Here is a 17,451-nt window from a genome sequence, read left to right on the forward strand (position 1 = left end):
CTCTTTTTAACTTTTCGTGGCAATTTTTAAGCCAGCCAACATGTACATCACTTGAATTTCACTCAAGGTGCTTAGGTTTAATTCTTGTATATATCTACATATCCCTTCCGGGGTTTCAACGATCGGCATGCCAGGCAATACACCTCCGCCAGCACGCTTTGCGAGATGCAAACCTGCATAGAGATGTTTGATCTGATGAGAAGAAAGCGCCGATATATCCAGGTGTGTCAGATAATCCCGCTGCCGCTGAATGCTATAGCGTTCGCGGACATCATACTCATCAGGTAGTGCAACAACGCCTTCTATGCTGGTTGCTGTGAATTTATCAAAGGGAGAGGAAATGCCAGCAACAATGAACCGTTGTTCGGCAACATTAACGACCTCACCTTTGGAAAGATGACCGTCCTGGTGCTGAATGAATACCGTGGATCCGGTATACAGGTTACCTGTCCAATATCTATAGGATTGAGACATTCCACGCCCCCTTTAAGTGATCTCACAAATACATGATATCAGTAGTTCAGAATCGACAAAGCCCGAACAAGTCGGGCTTTCATTTGGTTTATTCGAATTGACCGTCGGAGATGGTCTCCGATATATCTATCGCGAGATCGTTATCGCTGATATCTGCCAGGCGCTCGTAGCGGTAGAGCGGGATATTCAGGTGGCTGAGCAGGCCAATCAGAAATGCACTGTTCTCAGATTCGGCCAGTCGCTCTTCAGTCAGCATGACCAGTACAATTTCGCCGCTATGCACATCGCTTAGAACAAAGTTAAAGTTCATTCGCGACATAAACTGCATGGCACTTTTGACGTCCAGACTTTGGCTCTCAAAATCCTTTTCTTCGGCCTGAATAATGTCGGTCACTCTGACGCGTGGTGCAACCGCATATTGGTCGGCAAACATCTCAATCAGGCGAGAGTACAGATTGCTGGCATCGCGCGGGAGAATAAATTTATGGCGTTTGTACCCAACGTAAATGGCCGGAGTCAGTTCGTCATCACTGGATATCACGCCTTCGTGATCTTCCCTTTGATAAATTCGCTCACCCGTTTCGGCATCAATGGGAAACAACTCGTCGAGCGTTGGCTTCCGGCTCCCCTTTTCGCCGCCCGGTTTTTTTTCCGACTTCCCGGTAAAAAACAGTAAGTAGGCCAACCCTAATACACCTGCAATAAATACGGCCAATCCAATCATCTTGAAAGACATGACGCACCCCCGTGCCTGTCTTGGTGAGTAATTCCTGTTATACCGGCCTGTCCGCAATGTCGTTGCGGATCAGGTAGTCAGCCAGGTCCCTAAGTGAAGAAACGCCCAAGTCCCGCAGTACCGCAGGCGGGCGCTCTTTATTAATTTCGGCTTCACGCGCTTTGCGGACATTCTGCAAATATCGATACATCTCTTCCGGCAAAGTCATGGCTTTGGCACTCAACAGCGGGTAATCGCTGCGGGCAAACCACGCTTCATAGGCCGCATCCTTGCGAACGTGATACATGGAGGGATCCATTTGCCCCTCGACGGGCGGTTGCCAAGTATCGTCATTGCGCTTCTTGCGCTCCGTGGATAAGAACCAGGTTTCGAAAAATTGCTTTACCACGCTATCAGTTACGCTCATGGATTTTCCTTGTTGTACCACGGAGAGAAGTCTTCAAAATTCCAACCTCCCTCATCTTTGAGCCATTTCACGGCCAGAAAACGGAAGGGATAGTGTTCTGCTGCAAGCTTTATCTTGACTCTCGCGTCCTCTTCCCAATGCCCTTTCACTTCATGCACCTCCAGATCACCCGAGGTCAGCATGACGAAAAAGTCCGCTGTATACGTTGTTTTGTCGGCAAGGCGCAGTTTGATTGATTCGAACTTGAACCAGGCGACTTCACCAGCATGCATACGCCATTTCAGATGTTCGGCGTAGCGTGCTTCTGTTTTATTCATTGTGCCCGTTCGCAACCGCCCCAGCGCTTGGGTCCGTAGCTTTGCTGTCAACTCTGCGGGTGCAGACTCAAGGCTTTGCTGGATGGGCGTTACAGGCTGCACGTCTTTCTTTGGTACCGATTTTGAACTCGCGCTCCGGCCCATTCTCTGTTCGTATTCGCGTTGCTGTTCTTCAGTCCAACGAAGCATTAGACGTTACCTTCGGTTTCGATTACCTAATTCATACCCGGTATGGTTACACGTTATTCGTCGTCATCCAGCTCGCTGTTATCGGCCGCCTCACCACTTTCATCGCCTTCCTCTTTGTCACCCCCGTCAGCTTCAGTTGAGGACTTAGCTTCCCCGCCGAACGCAGCAATTAACTGATCAAGGAGCTCCATAATGACTCCGGTAAACAAAACGAAGTCTGCATCAAACCTCTGCACTTCATCTTCACGATCAATATCATCGTTTTGCTCAATGAGGGCGTCAGCAAAGTTCAGCCTTGAGATGACAAAGCTGTCGTTGATGACGAAATTAAGTTGCTCCATCCAGCTCATCGCCAGCTTAGTGACCAACTTGCCAGCTTCGATGTGGTTAGCAATCTCATCGCAAACCAGATCTTGTCGTTTTGTCGTCACAACGCCACCGTCTTCCAGAATAGCTTCCAGGGTCGCTTCATCGCACAACGCCAGGCCTGGAGGCAGCTCGGAAGAGCGAACCCACTCGGTCAGCTTCAGCTCAACCGGAGTTTCTAACGTGAAAGGTATGATAGGCAGAGTGCCCAGTGTTTTACGCAGGAGCGCTGCCGCGTCTTCAGCGCGTTTAAAGCTGGTGGTATCCACTATGATCAGCCGGGATTTGGGATCAATCCACATGTTCATGTTGGCGTATTTACTCAGTGCTTTGGGTAGCAATTCCCCTAGCACCAGGTCGTTCAGCGCTGAAATTTCTGTGCGTTTCAGACGACGATTTTGCTCTTTTTCCAGCTTGGTCACACGCTGGCGCACGAGCTCTTTTACCGTGGCCGGAGGAATGATTTTGCTCTCGTTACGCTGAGTCAGCAGAATGAGGCCATTCGCCTGGTGAGTAAGCTCTTCGTACTCTTCACCCAGCGGGCTGACCCAACCAGTGCGCGCCATATCCTGCGGGCCGCACGGCTGAAACATGAAGGGTTTCAGTTGTTCTGTGATGTTACTGAAGTCAATCTGGCGGGTGATGCGGTACACCACGACACTTTTGGGACGAAAAAGAGGCATAGCTCCCTCACTATGATTTTTAATCAGAAGGGGCTTGCCCTTTGATTTTTGTTTTGACAGGTACTGGATGCGGTCACGAATAGCCAATTGCACCCAATACACCACATTGTTGTCTTTGATAAATTCAAGGTATTGGCGACTAGCTTCAGCAGGGTCATACCGGTGAATGATGGCAATTTCATCGCAGAATCGCTCAGTTAGAGGATCCTTGAGCGGTGGAATTTCAAACACCGGCACGGTCATGCTGAGGTCTTGCCGGAAGATACAGCCCGACGGATAGCGATAATTTCATTCGCCTTTTTCCCTTCCCCCGTTCCGTTATAAACACTGCGTGGGGCAGAAAACCCTTTAACTGCGAATCCGGCATACATCTCGCGGATGTTCTCGGCATCATGGCTGGAAGCCACCACATGCACCCCTTCCTCCGGCAGAGTATTCAAAATGCCCACCAGCTCGCGTTGTTGGGCTTCAGAGAATCCGCTTGCGTGATAACCTGTAAATTTGCCCGGATTGACATAAGGCGGGTCACAGTAGACCACGTCACCTTCACCGGCCAGTTTCAGCGTTTCTTCATAGCCTGCGCAAAGCAGATCCACATTTGCAAGGCGGTCAGCCATGTAGCGGATTTCTTTCTCTGGCAGATAGGGTTTGCGGTAATCGCCCCAGGGTACGTTAAACTCCCCTTTACGCTTGTTGTACCGGCACAGACCACGATACCCGTGGCGGTTCATGTAGATGAACATCGCGGCCATACGGACTGGCTCAGCTGTACGTTCGTTAAATTCTTTACGGATCGCATCGTAGTGTTCGCGAGTACGGCACGTAGCATAGAGTTCAGACAGTGCAGCAATAACGCTTTCAGCAGCGTTGCGGATGGTGTCGTAAGTGTTGATTACGTCGGCGTTGATGTCAGCCAGTACGTAGTTTGAATACGCGGTATTCATCATCACTGCACCCGAACCACAGAAAGGTTCGATCAGACGGGCACCCTTTGGCAGCGCCAACTTCAGCTGAGCCATGACGCCTTGCTTACCCCCAACCCACTTCAGAACTGTATTCATTATTTCACCATAGAAAGCGGGCAACCCCACGTTGCCCACATGAATGGATAAGGCTTACTTGATGCCGTTTACCAACGCTTTGCGCTCTTCGACGAGATTACGGTTCTCATCGTGTGCCAGGAACGCTTCAAACTTCTCTGGATAACGGACGGCCAGCTTGACGATATTGGTTTCCAGAATACGGCCATAATGGATACCGGAGGCCGATGGGAAAACACCCAGGCTATACCAGTTCAGGTCGCCGAACTCTTCAGACAGGTTAACCAGGTCCAGCGACTGTCCTTCAATCGTGTTCACCAGCGCTTTGCAGATTTCTGCGGATTCAGTAAACACCCCCAGAGAGGCATGCAGAATGCGCGAGTCGATTGCACCCAGGGAACCGAGGCCGATATTGTGTGCTTTGCCGTCAAAACCAGTCATCATCATGGTGTTGGTGTCGTCATGCAGCTCATCAGCGGAAATGGACTCCGGCGAAAGCGTGCCGATCAGGTCTTGCAGGTCGGCCAGGCCTTTTTTAAAGCGATTAATGTCAATCGGTTTACGGTAAAAAATACCTTTTTTAAACTGGTCCAGCATTTCACCCAGTGAGTGAGCCGCTGACAACAACAGATACAGGTGAGGCACACTCACGCCGCTGATGTTAGGGATCACCGATTCGGTGCGAAGGGCTTCTTCATGGTATTGCTTCAGTTCCACGTAAAATCCTCAAGTTTCTTTATTGCTGGTGGAGCAAGAGGTAACTTTTGAAAAATAAATGTTACCCATGCGGGAGAAAGTGCTCTCATCATAACCGTTGACGTTTCCCATTCCCTTCGAAAAGGCGGTCAATTTGTCGTTGTTTTTCAGTGGGAAATGCCAGCAGCTTTGCACGATTGACGTGCGATTGCTTTTGGTTAACAAAACAAACAGTTAGTGCGACTTGTTAGAATCTGACTGGCATGATGATGTCGCAGCAGTCATCGCCGAAGCCGATTTCCAACCCTGTTACCGTGTCTTTCAGGGCAACAGTTATTTCTGTTTCTTCGTCTGAATGTGAGATCAAGCTATTCAGTGCGCGAAGCAGGTATTCGCAGTTGATGCCGATTTCAATTTTGTCTTCCTGCTCCCCTGCCACTTTTTCGATATCCAGCACTTCCTTGCACTCGATCAGGTTTTGATTAGGGGACTTAATCATCAGCGCATTACTTTTGAAAACGAATACGCCTGTACTGTTCGCATTCTTACTGACTGCGCCTGCATTGATGAGCGGCAGCGCACGGCTTAATGCGTCACGGAGCACCAAGGCATTTATGCTGAACTTCTCTGTATTGTGCTTAACAACACCTGCAACACGATGCCAATCGGGATAGCTGCCATTAATCAGATTGGAGACCAAGGTGACATCACCCAGGTTAAAGGTCAGGTAACTTTCGCTGTAGTCAATACGGAAATTTCCTTGGTTTGCACCCAGCAACTTCATGAGGATAGGACATACTTCGATCGGCAGGATGACCCCAGAAGAAGTCCCAGACAGAGATGCAGGGGCTACTGGTGTCACGATCTCTTCTTGTGGTTCGTTCGTAAACAGTACGTCTTGAGTCATTACAGACATTCGGTGCCCATCGGTCGCGACGGCGTTGAAGGTATTTTTATCCAGACTCAGGAAAACCCCATTCATGTAATGGCGAACGTCATTCTTACCCGCAGAGTGCATGACACGTTGCAAGGTTCGATGCAGCATATTGGCAGGGAAAGTGATGCTGTACTTGGCTGTCAAATCGGACTCGTCTACAACCGGGATTGTGTCCATACACAGAGGAATGTTGTAAGCATTTTTGCCGGTACGAATGATGAGGCGATTTCGGTCTTGGTCGCATCGTACATTCACGGTTTCTTCACCTTTCATGTTACGGAACAAGGTGCTGATATGGGTTGCAGGTACAGAGGCCACCATATCACCGTTGGCTTTATGGACCACTCCACGGGAGATCACTTGCCCGGTATTGTAATCAACACCGAGCGCGCTCAGGTTGTCCCCTACCAGGGTCAGGGTCAACATTTCCAATACTTTGAACTGAACGTTACCACGCTTAATGATCATGCAAGGCGCATCGATGATACGCAGCATGTCATTTGCAGAGATGTCGAAGCCTGGCAGATCTTTGAAGGTACGCTTCTTTGGTGCCGCTTGCTGATTCAGAGTTGTGGTCATGTCGGATCCCTATAATTTAGTAAGTAGTCATAATTAGACTACCTCGACCCAAACTGGTGACGAATAGCAAAACAGCGAATTATTTAGGATAAGTGAAGTATTATGGCTTCACAAAATAAATGGGGTCACTTGACCCCATCGCCTTCTGTTAACGCAGACAATCCGCCATAGTAAAATATCCGAGCCGCCGCATCATGTCGTACATCTGGCGGGCTTTACCGTTAGGACCTTCGTGCTTACCCAATTTGTAGATCAGAACGCGCATCCCCATCAACACACTTTCTGTATCGGGTTCACCTTTGAGCAGGGGCTTATCTGTATTCTCCAGCCAGGCTCCGTGCTGTGCAAAATGCAGAATATCCCCGGCCAGTAATTCAGGCTGCTGTAACATAAGATGGCAAGTAGTGAGTGCAAACTGAGTTGCTTCGGCTTCACTGACGTTCAATGTAATTGCCAGATCAGCCGCTGAATTAACGGTCATAGTGCATTCCTTTCCCATGCCTCTGGGTTCCCTCCCAGCGTCAGCACCAACGCCTTGAGTCTTTCCGTTTCCGCATCCGCTTCCAGTCGTTCAGCACGAAGGCGCTCATTTTCAGCTGTCAACTGCTCGTTAGCCCCACGCTCAGAGTTAACTTCATCTTGAAGTCGCTTGAGTTCAGCCGGATTGTCTCTGTCTTGCTTGGCTTTTTCACGGTAGAAAGTCAGTTGCTTGCCGAATGAGACGTTCAGTTGCTGGAGGGCATTAAATTGGCGCAACAAACCTTGATAGTCAGGAGCCGGGGAATAGCTGCCTTTGTAATCACCGGACAGGTTAGCCAGCGTTGAGATCAGCTGTGTGATGAGCTCTGAGGGGGCCGTGACTTTTCGCAGATTGTCAGCACAGACCCCTTTCTCTTTCAGCGTCTCAAGTGTTTGGTTCAAAATCGACTTCATGTTCATGATGAATTACTCCGGTTGCTGATGTTGAAAAAAGTTCACTCACCTACGCGAGCATTATGCTGACCAAGGTTTACCCACCGCATCTAATGCGGCGATAACGGTTTGACGATAGGCGGCAACTGCCCCCGCGACCTGTGCGGTATAGACCCTGTCAGAAGATAAATCGACGGGTTGGTTGATGTGCTCCACCAGACGATCCAGCGCCGCAATTAGGTGCGTGACATTCTCATAGCCAAAATCACTGTCTGCCCGGTCATACAGGGCGATGACGGCATGGTGATGTTCGCCATGCTCTTCGAAGTGCTCGCGAAATTCGTCAGCCAACGCACGCATCGTAGCGATAGCGGAATGCGTTTCGGGTGTCAGCAATTGCGATGCCGGTTGTTTCAGGCGAGCATGGTGGCAGCGGACCCAGGCATTCCATTCCACGTTGAGGTCGATACGTTCAGAGTCATCATCATCATCGACAAAGCCTGCGGCTACTAGCTCAGCGGCCGTGGCGTGGTTGATGTTTAAGCGCGATTGCAGATCCTGTATGAACAACTGCCGCAGGTTCAATAAGCATGGGTCTTTCATGGTGTGTCCTTCTGGATAATTTGAGATAGCATAACGTGGGTGATATGGCTCACGAAATTTTTGCGTAGAAAACCCGCTGGTTTAGCGGGTTGATGATCTGGCTGGGTTACTTGGGGCCACTAAAGGTGTTTTCGATAACTTTCTGACTGCGTTCAACCCAGTCGCTGCTGTTTTCACAGTTAACGTTGGCTTCGAATACCTGGCGTGCGGATGTGTACATGGGGCTGTTGTACCCCCCACGATTGGCAAGCATGACGCGGATGCCGTTGAGGTAGGGATAAATCGGGTCCTGCAAGATAGTCTGATCCACATCACCAGCTTGCTGACAATGCTGGGTGCGCATTTTAATAATGTCCTGAGCAACCTGTAAGCACTCAGGGCAGCTGGCTTTGTAGGATTGGAATTCTGCCATTGATTTTCCGGCAACAGGTCGCCCACTCGCATTGGTAGGAATTTCAGCAAAGGCACTGGTCATACACAATGCGGCAATGGCTCCGGCCAGAAATGGTACGCCACGGATACGTTTAAACATGTTTTTTCACCTTGTTAATGTTCACCCAGACGGGTAGCTCGATCCTACTACGGACATGATTTCCACTCGCCCGAAAAGGCCAACAAAACGAGGACTAAAAACGATGACATGGAGCCAGGCTAAAGATAGCTTATTCATATCGTATATGATTAGGCGTAAACATGGAAAACACCACGCAACACCGGAACTCATCGTTACAACAAGACGTAATGTACGTATTGCTTAAAATTAGGGCGCGTAACAGCAATCCAATTCCTTTCACAGCCATCTTCTCGATCCTTAACAAAGGCCGTTCCCGTGAGGTAGAACGCCCCAATTTGCGCATATCTTGTAGAACGTTGGTGGAGCGAAGGCTGTTGCTCAAGTACCGTGACCCACGCTCACTAAAAGTCGCGTACACATTAAGCGAGATTGGCATTGAATTGGCAGAGACTATCCGCAAAGGGCGCGAGGACGAATGAGGAAAAGAAGACCGGCACAGGGCGTGCCGGTTCAAAGGCTAACCTAAATAACGACGGCTAATGGAAATAACACTGCGACGACGAGCTGGTAATAAAGCTGCTTGCTTATCAATTACACGCTCGGCATTATCGACTTGAAACTTCACGCGGTAGCCCTTCCCTATCAGCGCTCGCCGCATGTGTCTGTCCATTTGGTCACGCGACCAGCCGAAGGCAAATTCACGATCACCACCACTACCAGATTGAGGCCCAGCGATGATATCGCGGACCCGTTGTTTCAGAAACTGACCACGAAGGCCGTATCCGGACAGCTTCCGGCGTAGCTTTTTAGTCGTCATTGAGTGCGTAGACTGTCCGTTTTTCACGTTATTTCTCCACTTGTTACGCCCAAGGGGCTAATTGATACGTTGGCCTGGCATTGGATTCGATCTGTCTCCACGTAGTGAGGCTTTGATAATCCCTATGGATTGCTCAATGCCACGGGTATCTTGCCCTTTATTGGCAAGGATGTGCTTTTGCTCATTCAGCGCCATGATGGCATTTTCAACACCAGCACTAAACACGTCAGTCTTCACCTTTTCAGTGGTGATAACACCATTGGTGACAGCCTCAAATCCATTAACGATTTCGTTAAGTGCCAATGCGCCTTCTGGCTCAAATTGTTGGTAGTTGTGTAAGTCAATGAACGGCAGCAGGTTATCCAGCAGGCCGCGTAGCGCATAGAACATTGTCAGCAGATACAGGTTGTCATTCTCAGTCGAACTGTTATCGGCGATTTTTTTTGACAGTGTTTCTTGGGCTTTCGCGTTATACCGAGTTGCCCAAGCCTCACTCACGCAAGCCAAGAAGCGTTCCCCTTCTTGTTCGGTCGCTTCCAAACTCGGGACGCCAAAAGAACTTGGTAAAGCCTCTCTCCAGGGGATCCGAGATAAAAACCTCCATTAAATGGCTATTTTCAGCCAGGAGGGTATGTTCATGGTGTTGAGCGCCCATCGCGAGTTCATTCAGGGCTTTAGTTGTTTTTGGGTCAATCATGCTGATTTTCCATATCAGCGGGATGCGTATGCACTGGCGCGCGGCCATGTCGCATGTGGTACAGGGTATCGCGGTGCTGTTTGGCATCCATCGTGTTATTGTTTTTGTTTCCCCAAGACAACGATGAAATTAATTTTTTGAAGAACGCTTTCAATTTAGCCTCTCTGATTTACGGCAGAATTTATTTCTTAATCAGTGATATCTGCGAGTGAAAAGTGGTAACACAAGAATGCTACCACCGGTTTAACCGCTGTCGAAACACCTTATCTCGGCAACAATCCACAATCTCCGGCAATGGTTAAAACGTCACCATTGCGGATCACAACACCAATGTTACGGATATGCTCAATCTTGCCTGCCGCACATTCACTGGCCTGCGCCATTTGCGTAACCAGCTGGGAAGATGCTGCGGTAGCCTTATCCAGTGCCGCTTCAGGGGTATTCAGGAAGAATACATAGAATGTAGCAACCGCCCCCAGCATGACCATCATCACACTACGAAACAGCAATGACGCAACAGCAAAGCCTGCCACAGCAATCCCCGCGTAACTGAGTGCCTGGCCGATACTACCGTTGTTGAGAATGGCATTCAGTGATGCCTGTATTTCGTTCATGTCAGACTCCGAGAGATAGAAACAGTAATGCAGCCCGGAAGGCTGCATAACGGAACGATGGTGGATGTTAGAATGGTGGGTCGTCGGTATTTGGCGCACCCCAACCGCCTTGGCTGTGCTGTTGCGAATTTTGTTGCGGAGCACCCCATCCTCCTTGCTGGCCGCCAGGTGCATTATTCGGTTGATTATTTGCCTGGCGGGGGTTTTGCTGGTTCTGTTGCTGCCCGCTGGCAGGGGCTGAACCGAGCATTTGCATAGTGCCACCAGAAGCCGGATTGACTACGATCTCAGTCGTGTAGCGATCCGTGCCGCTTTGGTCTTGCCACTTACGCGTGGAAAGTTGTCCTTCGATATATATTTGCGAGCCTTTGTGCAGGTACTCACCAACAACATCGGCTAATTTTCCAAAGAAAACAACGCGATGCCACTCTGTTTTTTCTCGTTGCTCACCCGTCTGCTTGTCACGCCAGGTTTCAGATGTTGCGATTGAAATATTGGCTACAGAGCCACCATTTTGCATTGCACGGAGTTCGGGATCTTGGCCGAGATTCCCGACAATGATGACTTTGTTAACACCACGTTGTGCCATACGACTATCCTTCTGGTATTGATGGTTGACTGAATTACCATCTTTATTTTACGGATGTGCGTCAGATGACAAACCTTTAAGGGGGACAAAATGGGGTGCTTTTCCAGAAACATTCTTAGGGAAAGGAAAATAAAAAAAGCCCGGAAGCCGGGCATGGTGATCGTTATGTCTAACGAGGTAAAACACTTTTTTTATATTTAATAGTGGTGCTGGCTAACTGTATTGCATTCCCTGGTGAGGCGCAATTGCTATAGGAGTTGTGATGCCAATTCCGCAGCATGTTTTTGAGCAATATCAGGAATATCGATGGCAGAGATAAGCGCATGCTTAGCGCCGTCAGCACTGACTCCGTACACCACCCATCGTAGCGTATCGCCAGGCGCTGCAACCAGCTCATCGACATCGCCGCTCGCCGGAAGATCAATGATTTCGTTACCGATACCTTCGGCACCGTAAGCAATGCGGATAAAGCCGTGCCCTGTTCCCAGAGGCAATTCGTTAAGGACAAACTCACGTAGCGACACGAGTTCTTTCTCAGCGGTTTGTGTTGCCAGATAATGAAGGTTTGGGATGCGGCTTAAAATTTCAGCCGCACTGGCGGTGTCGCGGGTCGTGGACATCAAAATATAAGCAGCCCACAGAGCGCCAGCGTTGAATTCATTTGAAGTTAGTGTAGTCATGGGAGTCCTTATCTTTTTTGTCGCTTGAAGCTTTCGCTTCCATATTGTTTGAAATATTCAGTGAAGCCTTTATCGCTTTCACGCGTTGCAGATTCAGCGGCCGCAGTTGCTTTTCGCATGTCACGCTCGGCGACTTCTTTGCTCAGCTGCATATATCGAGTCATGTTGTCAGAACTGGGATCCGTAACCACCTCTTCATAGGCAGATTGGTAGCGTTCATCAAGTGATAACCCAAACGTGGTTGAACATCCTGCCAGAAAAAAAGCCAGAGGTAAAATGATTAATTTATTCATGTGGTTACGCCATTTTCAGAGCCAGAGTCTGTGTTTCGTTTTACAGATTTTGAGAACCAGACTCGGGCTTTCGTTTCTGATAAGGCCACCAAAGTGATGGCCGATTGAGGTTATTTGGACACAGCAGAACCGACAGACATCAGGGAACCTGCATTGATGAGACCACCAACGCTTTGCGCCAAATCAGCGGGCATAGCCACCACTTTCGCGTTAGGGCTGGTTGCCAGCACAGAGAGAGTCTCAATATAGTTGTTCGCTAACTGGAAACTCATTGCTTCGCGCCCCCCCTCAATCGTGAGTGCTTCAGCCAATTTCGACGAAGCTTTGAATTGCCCATTAGCCAGCGTTTCCAGCGCAGTAGCTTCGCGAACAGCCGATTGCTGCTTCGCCTCTGCATCCAGGATCATGGCTTCCTTCTTGCCTTGCGCCTCCATAATGGCAGCATTTTTATTACCGGCCGCGAGCTCTTCGGTCGCTTTGCGTTCACGAACCGCAGCAGCTTGCTTTTCCATTGACTTCAGCATTGAGTCGGAAGGTGTAATATCCTGAATATCCACAGTACGCAGGCTTAGGCCCCAATCAACCATCTGCACGTCCATACTCTGACGTAAACGTGCGGCCAGTTCGTCACGGTTGGTCAGCGTCTCATCGAGCTCCATCCCACCAACGGCGTTGCGGATCGTGGTCATGACCAGATTACGCACGGCGGTGTTGAAGTTATCAACCCCGTAGGCAGCTTTTTTCGGATCTGCGACGCGAATGAAACAAATCGCATTAACCTGCGTCATGGCGTTATCTTTTGTGATGGCTTCAATGCCTTTCACTTCGATCATCTGATCTTTCGCCGACATACGGTAGGCGATGTTATCCAAAAACGGGATCAGGATGTTCAGTCCGGGATTTAACGTCGTATGGTATTTACCCAGGCGCTCGACCACCCATTGGTCCGCCTGAGGCACGATGCGCACACACTGGTACAGCGTGATACCGAGAAACACAACAACAACAGCAAGACTGATAAGTCCAATCATGTTTTTTTCCTATCCAATCAACGTTATTCCGCAGTCACTGCGGCGACTAAAACAACACCACTACCAACACTCACAATTCTGACACGAGCGTCGCGTGGCAGCACCTCTTGTGATTTACACGGCCATTGCTGGTTACCCTGAACCGGCTTTGTCAGCAAAATCACACTTTCCCCACCTTCCGGTAACGCAAATGCCAATTGACCGACCTCGCCGATCAATGGTTCTTCCACGTATCGCTTCGGCTTATTGCGTGAGAACTTCACCCAGAAAAACGCACAACACACCGTTGCAATGCACCAAATGCTAATCTGCCACTGCAAACTCACATCAGGAGCAATCAGCGTGATAGCTGCTGGAATTATCGCGGCCAGCGCCATCCATAGGCCAAAAAAAGTCAATGTGAACAGCTCAATAATGCCAAAAAGTGCGCCCAGTCCCACCCAAATCCAAACCACTGTAACCCCCTTAAAACATCTAACCGATCATAAAAACGTAAGCGGCCAACTTGTAGGCCCCGGTGCCGGATAGCAGAGCAATTAAGCCACAGAGAAATGACCACTCTTTTTCACGCCTGCGCATGACAAGGCCATCTGCCCGACTGCACAAATAAGGCATAAGTGACAGCCCCAAAAATGTCAGGCAGGTAATGCTCAGCAATGCAGCAATGAACGTTAGCAAATGAGCAACCTCTCAGGTGGTCGGATGAAGGATACAAAAATTACGCAGGACGCTCAGCATTAAACGTCCGCAGAATGGGGACGAAAAAAGTACCAGGCGACAATGCCCAAATCAGCAGCAATCCAAGGGATATAAGCCCAGGAATGATAGCTGTCTGGAGAAATGGCAATCCAACTGAGTTGCACCAGTAGTGTGATAATACTGAGCAGCCAAAATGTCATGAGATACCTCAACGATAGTGTTAGTTCGTATGTAGAGAGTTAATCACGAGTCATTCGGGTGACGAAGTTTTCAGGACCTTTTGGGTTACTCCTTCAACGAATTTCCACCGATGGCCGCGACCTTCAAAACCATAGGCTTCACATTCGTAGCCTTGGCGCATCAATGACGTGTTTATGCCGCTGACCGCACTACTCCGGCTCGCCCAGTGATAGCCACCGTTGACGTTTAACCAGTCAACAATCTCAGCAACATGCCTTTGTTTACCATCCCCCATCAACGTTTCAATACGGATCATGGTGCGTTTCCAGTCGGTCATAAATTGTCCCGTGCCTGTGGTGCCCGCAACGGCGATCCGCATATCGTCGTGAAGCTGAGCCCGCAAGATTTTCCCTTGATGACGAGAGCCAGGAACCATGCGAGGTTCAAGCTGAACCCTGAGAGAGTAATGGGCTTCACTGATCTTTTCGGTGACTCCGTCATAACGCAGTTTTCGTGAAGGCGACTTCTCAACTTCCAGCAAACCGATACCCCACTGACGCATGAGTAACAATGGAAAGTCTCGGCGGGCAGACGACTTCTTACAGGCCACATAGATGAGATGGGGAAGGCCTACCTTGTTATTGCGATATGGATAGAACCAGGCCATAGCTTGTTCCAGTACCGGCAAACCGATCGCTTTTTTGCACTCAATGACCTGTACAAAAGGACCTTTCGTGGCAACAAAATCAGGACGCTTTCCGTGGTGTTTTAAATGTACTTCGGGATAGACCTCCCAATGCAGCCACTTCATCCAGGCTTCAACGCACGCGGCAATTTCAGCTTCCGTCATATCGTTGCTGTCAGGCGAAGCGAACTCAGGCTGGTGAGGCAGGTAAGTGGTAAAGCTACATTCCACACCATCATGCGTACCGAAACGTCGGTTGTGTTTAATCATGTGGTCAGCATAGTGACTCATTGGGCATTGACCTCCTGATCTGCCGCAAACATCATTGATAACGCGATAGTGACCTGGGTGACTGTGCGATGGCTAAACGCCATGATATATGCCTGCGCAGCGGCACGAGCGTTCTCGTCTTCCACCTGCGCTATAGTTATGAAAGCTTCGGTATGGCTGGTGGGATATACCCAGCCAGCCCACCAGCTTAACGTGTAATTGAACAGTAGAATAAATGCTGTGAATAGCGTCCAAAGTGTTGCAAACGCAATCAGGCATAACATCATGCACGACAGGAACAACGCGGCCAGTGAATGCCAGCTGTCTACATCAGTGGTGATGACCCGCACAACAAACCCGACGGCACTGGCCCAGAGTGCAACAGACAGTAACCCACGTTTTCGATATTGCTGCTTCGCACCATTTCGCGCCATCATGATTTTGAACCACAACATGAAGAGCGTCAGATAGACTTTTTGTGTGAAAGTGGCGTTAGCCCAGTGAGGACGCACGCTCTTCTCCAGATACTGGTTGGCGTATTTCATCTTAACGTTGGCTCCAGTCGTGCTTCAGTGCAGATATGCTTGGGCGCGGGGCTTTGCCTATCCACTCGCAGCAGGTGAACCAGAATCGGTTAAATTTGTAGGGGATGTGGGTGTAATACCGATCGCCGTCATCTTCTTTGATTTTTTCACCGGCAATGACGGGGTGTTGGTGGCAGAACGGGCATGCCGCTGCACCGTCTGCCATTTCTGGCGCGATCGGGAATTGTGTAGCACCTAACATTTCCGGATCACCCGGCATGCGATGACGCCAGTGGGTGCCTTCTGGCAAGGTGATGAATTCATCGTCCAGTACGTATTCAAAGGTTGGCATCAAGACGTGATGCACACCGTGTTTACGCCAGCGTAACTGCGCCAGAAATTCAACTGTTTCCTCCGGCTTGGATTCCATCGGGACACGGAAGCGATACACGCCGGGAGTGCTTGGTAACCCTTCCCCCTTGGTGCCCACGGGATGCCAACAAACGTTCGCAGTAGGAATTGGATTGTGGTTGGCGTCATCCGCCATTGGTGAAAATGATTGAGAGTCAAACATGATATTCAGCACTCCTTTCGTGCAGATCGCTTTACCGAGTTGAATGAAAACACGCAGGCGCGCGCAGAATGACGAGGGTAGTTTCATCGGCGCACCTGCCCTACAGTGGCAATGCCGTGCAAGATAAACTCTGGAGGGGATCCGTTTTCAATGCGATAGATGGATAAGAAGACAAATAGCGCAACCCAGACAGTCATAAGCGGCGAAAGCATGAACGGCAACACTGTCCAGGTGGTCAATAGGAGCAGGCTCAACGATGCCCCTGCCACAATGAAAATCTGATAAAGCACCAGCTTGTAGTTGGCGACCATACGCAATAGCGCATGTGTCCGAAAGGTTGCATTATGGCGGAAGTTGCGAAACTCAATCCACATCAACCCGATCCAAAAGACATACGGGCTAAGACTGGCAGCGGCGTTAATCAGTAACATATCCCGCAGCGCCATCATCACTGAAGCTCGGTTGGTCTGTGAATATAATTGCCCTTCCGCAAGCAGGTGTACGGCACGAATAAACCCGTTATCCGCAATGTTCAGCAAGAGAACAATGATCGCGAAAACACCGAAGCCAATACGCAGAGCATTGTGTGACATTTCAGAGGTTTTCAAGCCCCAACCGATAGCGGATGTAGCCCCACAAATATAGCCGACACCCAATAGCGTTGACTGTGTCAACGAGGTTTCCTCAAACCCGGCCAGAGAGAACCAGCAAAGGCAGAAAACGCACATCACGCTAAGGCAGCACAAAAGACTACGTCGAGAGATGAGCGGGTAACGCAGTGCGCATGCCGCAATGTGTTGAAGCTCAGCAAACGGAAGAATAAACAAGCTCCGCATCAGCCTGCCCTCCGGCTTTCCAAAGCCAGTCGATTCCGGATCAGTGTGTAACGGTCATGGAAAAGGTGGCTTTCTGCAATTCCACTGGCCTGGCGACTACAGAACCAAGTCACATCATGAACTTGTGCATAAGAGACGTGTTCTTGCTTGTTCAGCAGTACAATGAGTTCACGAATGACGTCTTCTGGCGCACCACTGGCCGCGAACCGAAGCAAAGCTGCATGCGTAAACGGGGTTTCAATCGCGGAGATTTGGTAAAACAGTCCACCAGGATAACGCGCTAATGCGATCATTGAGACCATCACAGCGGAAGCTGCGCCTATCAGTGTCAACAATGGCATTACACCACCCATCGCTATAAAACTGGCCCCAGCGCTCACCATCGTCATTCCCGTGATCAGTGCAGTTGTTCCGGCCAAATTACGCTTCATGGTAACGCGGCGCATGCCCTCTAACGAGATATGACCCGCTCTCGCTTCCTGTTCAAGGAAATGCGAAAGGGACTCGTTG

General features: G+C 49.7%; 25 protein-coding genes. All 25 read right to left on the minus strand.

Annotated elements, in window-relative coordinates; translation table 11 throughout:
- Positions 1 to 6: 6 nt before the first annotated feature.
- The 25 genes from SC428_RS18925 to SC428_RS19045 all read right to left on the minus strand — a co-directional run bounded on the left by SC428_RS18925 (position 7) and on the right by SC428_RS19045 (position 17,372).
- Positions 7 to 474: a hypothetical protein gene (locus tag SC428_RS18925; protein WP_042847333.1), complete on the minus strand. Its 468-nt coding sequence runs from the start codon at positions 472 to 474 to the stop codon at positions 7 to 9.
- 88 nt (positions 475 to 562) lie between these two features.
- Complete coding sequence (locus SC428_RS18930) at positions 563 to 1,210, minus strand: DUF2726 domain-containing protein (RefSeq protein WP_052219397.1); 648 nt, start codon at positions 1,208 to 1,210, stop codon at positions 563 to 565.
- Between the two features lie 37 nt (positions 1,211 to 1,247).
- Positions 1,248 to 1,616, minus strand: coding sequence for a hypothetical protein (locus tag SC428_RS18935; RefSeq protein WP_042847335.1), 369 nt, complete (start codon positions 1,614 to 1,616; stop codon positions 1,248 to 1,250).
- Complete coding sequence (locus SC428_RS18940) at positions 1,613 to 1,933, minus strand: DUF1064 domain-containing protein (RefSeq protein WP_052219416.1); 321 nt, start codon at positions 1,931 to 1,933, stop codon at positions 1,613 to 1,615. The genes SC428_RS18935 and SC428_RS18940 overlap by 4 nt, the downstream gene beginning before the upstream one ends.
- Before the next feature lie 242 nt (positions 1,934 to 2,175).
- Positions 2,176 to 3,171, minus strand: coding sequence for a recombination-associated protein RdgC (rdgC, locus tag SC428_RS18945; protein ID WP_042847513.1), 996 nt, complete (start codon positions 3,169 to 3,171; stop codon positions 2,176 to 2,178).
- A 239-nt stretch (positions 3,172 to 3,410) separates the two neighbouring features.
- A complete protein-coding gene (locus SC428_RS18950) occupies positions 3,411 to 4,232 on the minus strand; it encodes a DNA adenine methylase (protein ID WP_166267806.1) in 822 nt (273 codons plus the stop codon).
- Positions 4,233 to 4,286: 54 nt separating this feature from the next.
- Positions 4,287 to 4,928 carry a nucleoside triphosphate pyrophosphohydrolase family protein gene (locus SC428_RS18955; protein ID WP_052219399.1) on the minus strand — a complete coding sequence of 214 codons (642 nt, stop codon included), beginning with the start codon at positions 4,926 to 4,928 and terminating at the stop codon, positions 4,287 to 4,289.
- A 226-nt stretch (positions 4,929 to 5,154) separates the two neighbouring features.
- Positions 5,155 to 6,423, minus strand: coding sequence for a DNA polymerase III subunit beta (locus SC428_RS18960; protein WP_226617165.1), 1,269 nt, complete (start codon positions 6,421 to 6,423; stop codon positions 5,155 to 5,157).
- A 148-nt stretch (positions 6,424 to 6,571) separates the two neighbouring features.
- Positions 6,572 to 6,904, minus strand: coding sequence for a hypothetical protein (locus SC428_RS18965; RefSeq protein WP_166267808.1), 333 nt, complete (start codon positions 6,902 to 6,904; stop codon positions 6,572 to 6,574).
- Entirely contained in the window at positions 6,901 to 7,362 is a 462-nt protein-coding gene (locus SC428_RS18970) for a hypothetical protein (protein ID WP_042847339.1), read from the minus strand. The genes SC428_RS18965 and SC428_RS18970 overlap by 4 nt, the downstream gene beginning before the upstream one ends.
- A gap of 54 nt (positions 7,363 to 7,416) precedes the next feature.
- Complete coding sequence (locus tag SC428_RS18975) at positions 7,417 to 7,938, minus strand: hypothetical protein (protein ID WP_042847341.1); 522 nt, start codon at positions 7,936 to 7,938, stop codon at positions 7,417 to 7,419.
- A gap of 106 nt (positions 7,939 to 8,044) precedes the next feature.
- Positions 8,045 to 8,470 carry a hypothetical protein gene (locus tag SC428_RS18980; RefSeq protein ID WP_042847343.1) on the minus strand — a complete coding sequence of 142 codons (426 nt, stop codon included), beginning with the start codon at positions 8,468 to 8,470 and terminating at the stop codon, positions 8,045 to 8,047.
- Positions 8,471 to 9,326: 856 nt separating this feature from the next.
- Positions 9,327 to 9,809, minus strand: coding sequence for a hypothetical protein (locus SC428_RS18985; RefSeq protein WP_162762209.1), 483 nt, complete (start codon positions 9,807 to 9,809; stop codon positions 9,327 to 9,329).
- Between the two features lie 420 nt (positions 9,810 to 10,229).
- Positions 10,230 to 10,580, minus strand: coding sequence for a hypothetical protein (locus tag SC428_RS18990; RefSeq protein ID WP_042847355.1), 351 nt, complete (start codon positions 10,578 to 10,580; stop codon positions 10,230 to 10,232).
- A 67-nt stretch (positions 10,581 to 10,647) separates the two neighbouring features.
- Positions 10,648 to 11,169: a single-stranded DNA-binding protein gene (gene ssb, locus SC428_RS18995; RefSeq protein WP_052219401.1), complete on the minus strand. Its 522-nt coding sequence runs from the start codon at positions 11,167 to 11,169 to the stop codon at positions 10,648 to 10,650.
- Positions 11,170 to 11,417: 248 nt separating this feature from the next.
- The gene (locus SC428_RS19000) at positions 11,418 to 11,693 is read right to left on the minus strand and encodes a hypothetical protein (protein WP_162762210.1); all 276 of its coding nucleotides are present in this window, start codon (positions 11,691 to 11,693) and stop codon (positions 11,418 to 11,420) included.
- 164 nt (positions 11,694 to 11,857) lie between these two features.
- Positions 11,858 to 12,142, minus strand: a complete 285-nt coding sequence (locus SC428_RS19005; protein WP_042847360.1) for a hypothetical protein — start codon at positions 12,140 to 12,142, stop codon at positions 11,858 to 11,860.
- A gap of 110 nt (positions 12,143 to 12,252) precedes the next feature.
- Positions 12,253 to 13,173, minus strand: coding sequence for an SPFH domain-containing protein (locus SC428_RS19010; protein ID WP_042847363.1), 921 nt, complete (start codon positions 13,171 to 13,173; stop codon positions 12,253 to 12,255).
- A 23-nt stretch (positions 13,174 to 13,196) separates the two neighbouring features.
- Positions 13,197 to 13,628: an NfeD family protein gene (locus SC428_RS19015; RefSeq protein ID WP_042847366.1), complete on the minus strand. Its 432-nt coding sequence runs from the start codon at positions 13,626 to 13,628 to the stop codon at positions 13,197 to 13,199.
- Between the two features lie 282 nt (positions 13,629 to 13,910).
- Positions 13,911 to 14,072 carry a hypothetical protein gene (locus SC428_RS19020; protein ID WP_162762211.1) on the minus strand — a complete coding sequence of 54 codons (162 nt, stop codon included), beginning with the start codon at positions 14,070 to 14,072 and terminating at the stop codon, positions 13,911 to 13,913.
- Positions 14,073 to 14,122: 50 nt separating this feature from the next.
- Positions 14,123 to 15,028 carry a hypothetical protein gene (locus SC428_RS19025; protein ID WP_042847368.1) on the minus strand — a complete coding sequence of 302 codons (906 nt, stop codon included), beginning with the start codon at positions 15,026 to 15,028 and terminating at the stop codon, positions 14,123 to 14,125.
- Positions 15,025 to 15,552, minus strand: a complete 528-nt coding sequence (locus tag SC428_RS19030; protein ID WP_042847371.1) for a hypothetical protein — start codon at positions 15,550 to 15,552, stop codon at positions 15,025 to 15,027. The genes SC428_RS19025 and SC428_RS19030 overlap by 4 nt, the downstream gene beginning before the upstream one ends.
- A 1-nt stretch (position 15,553) precedes the next feature.
- A complete protein-coding gene (locus SC428_RS19035) occupies positions 15,554 to 16,192 on the minus strand; it encodes a hypothetical protein (RefSeq protein WP_113767330.1) in 639 nt (212 codons plus the stop codon).
- Positions 16,189 to 16,779, minus strand: a complete 591-nt coding sequence (locus SC428_RS19040; protein ID WP_042847373.1) for a hypothetical protein — start codon at positions 16,777 to 16,779, stop codon at positions 16,189 to 16,191. The genes SC428_RS19035 and SC428_RS19040 overlap by 4 nt, the downstream gene beginning before the upstream one ends.
- A 161-nt stretch (positions 16,780 to 16,940) precedes the next feature.
- Positions 16,941 to 17,372: a hypothetical protein gene (locus SC428_RS19045; protein WP_316928216.1), complete on the minus strand. Its 432-nt coding sequence runs from the start codon at positions 17,370 to 17,372 to the stop codon at positions 16,941 to 16,943.
- Positions 17,373 to 17,451: the final 79 nt, after the last annotated feature.

It is taken from the genome of Providencia sp. 2023EL-00965, from assembly GCF_033550225.1.
In the GTDB taxonomy this organism is placed as follows: Bacteria; Pseudomonadota; Gammaproteobacteria; order Enterobacterales; family Enterobacteriaceae; genus Providencia; species Providencia manganoxydans.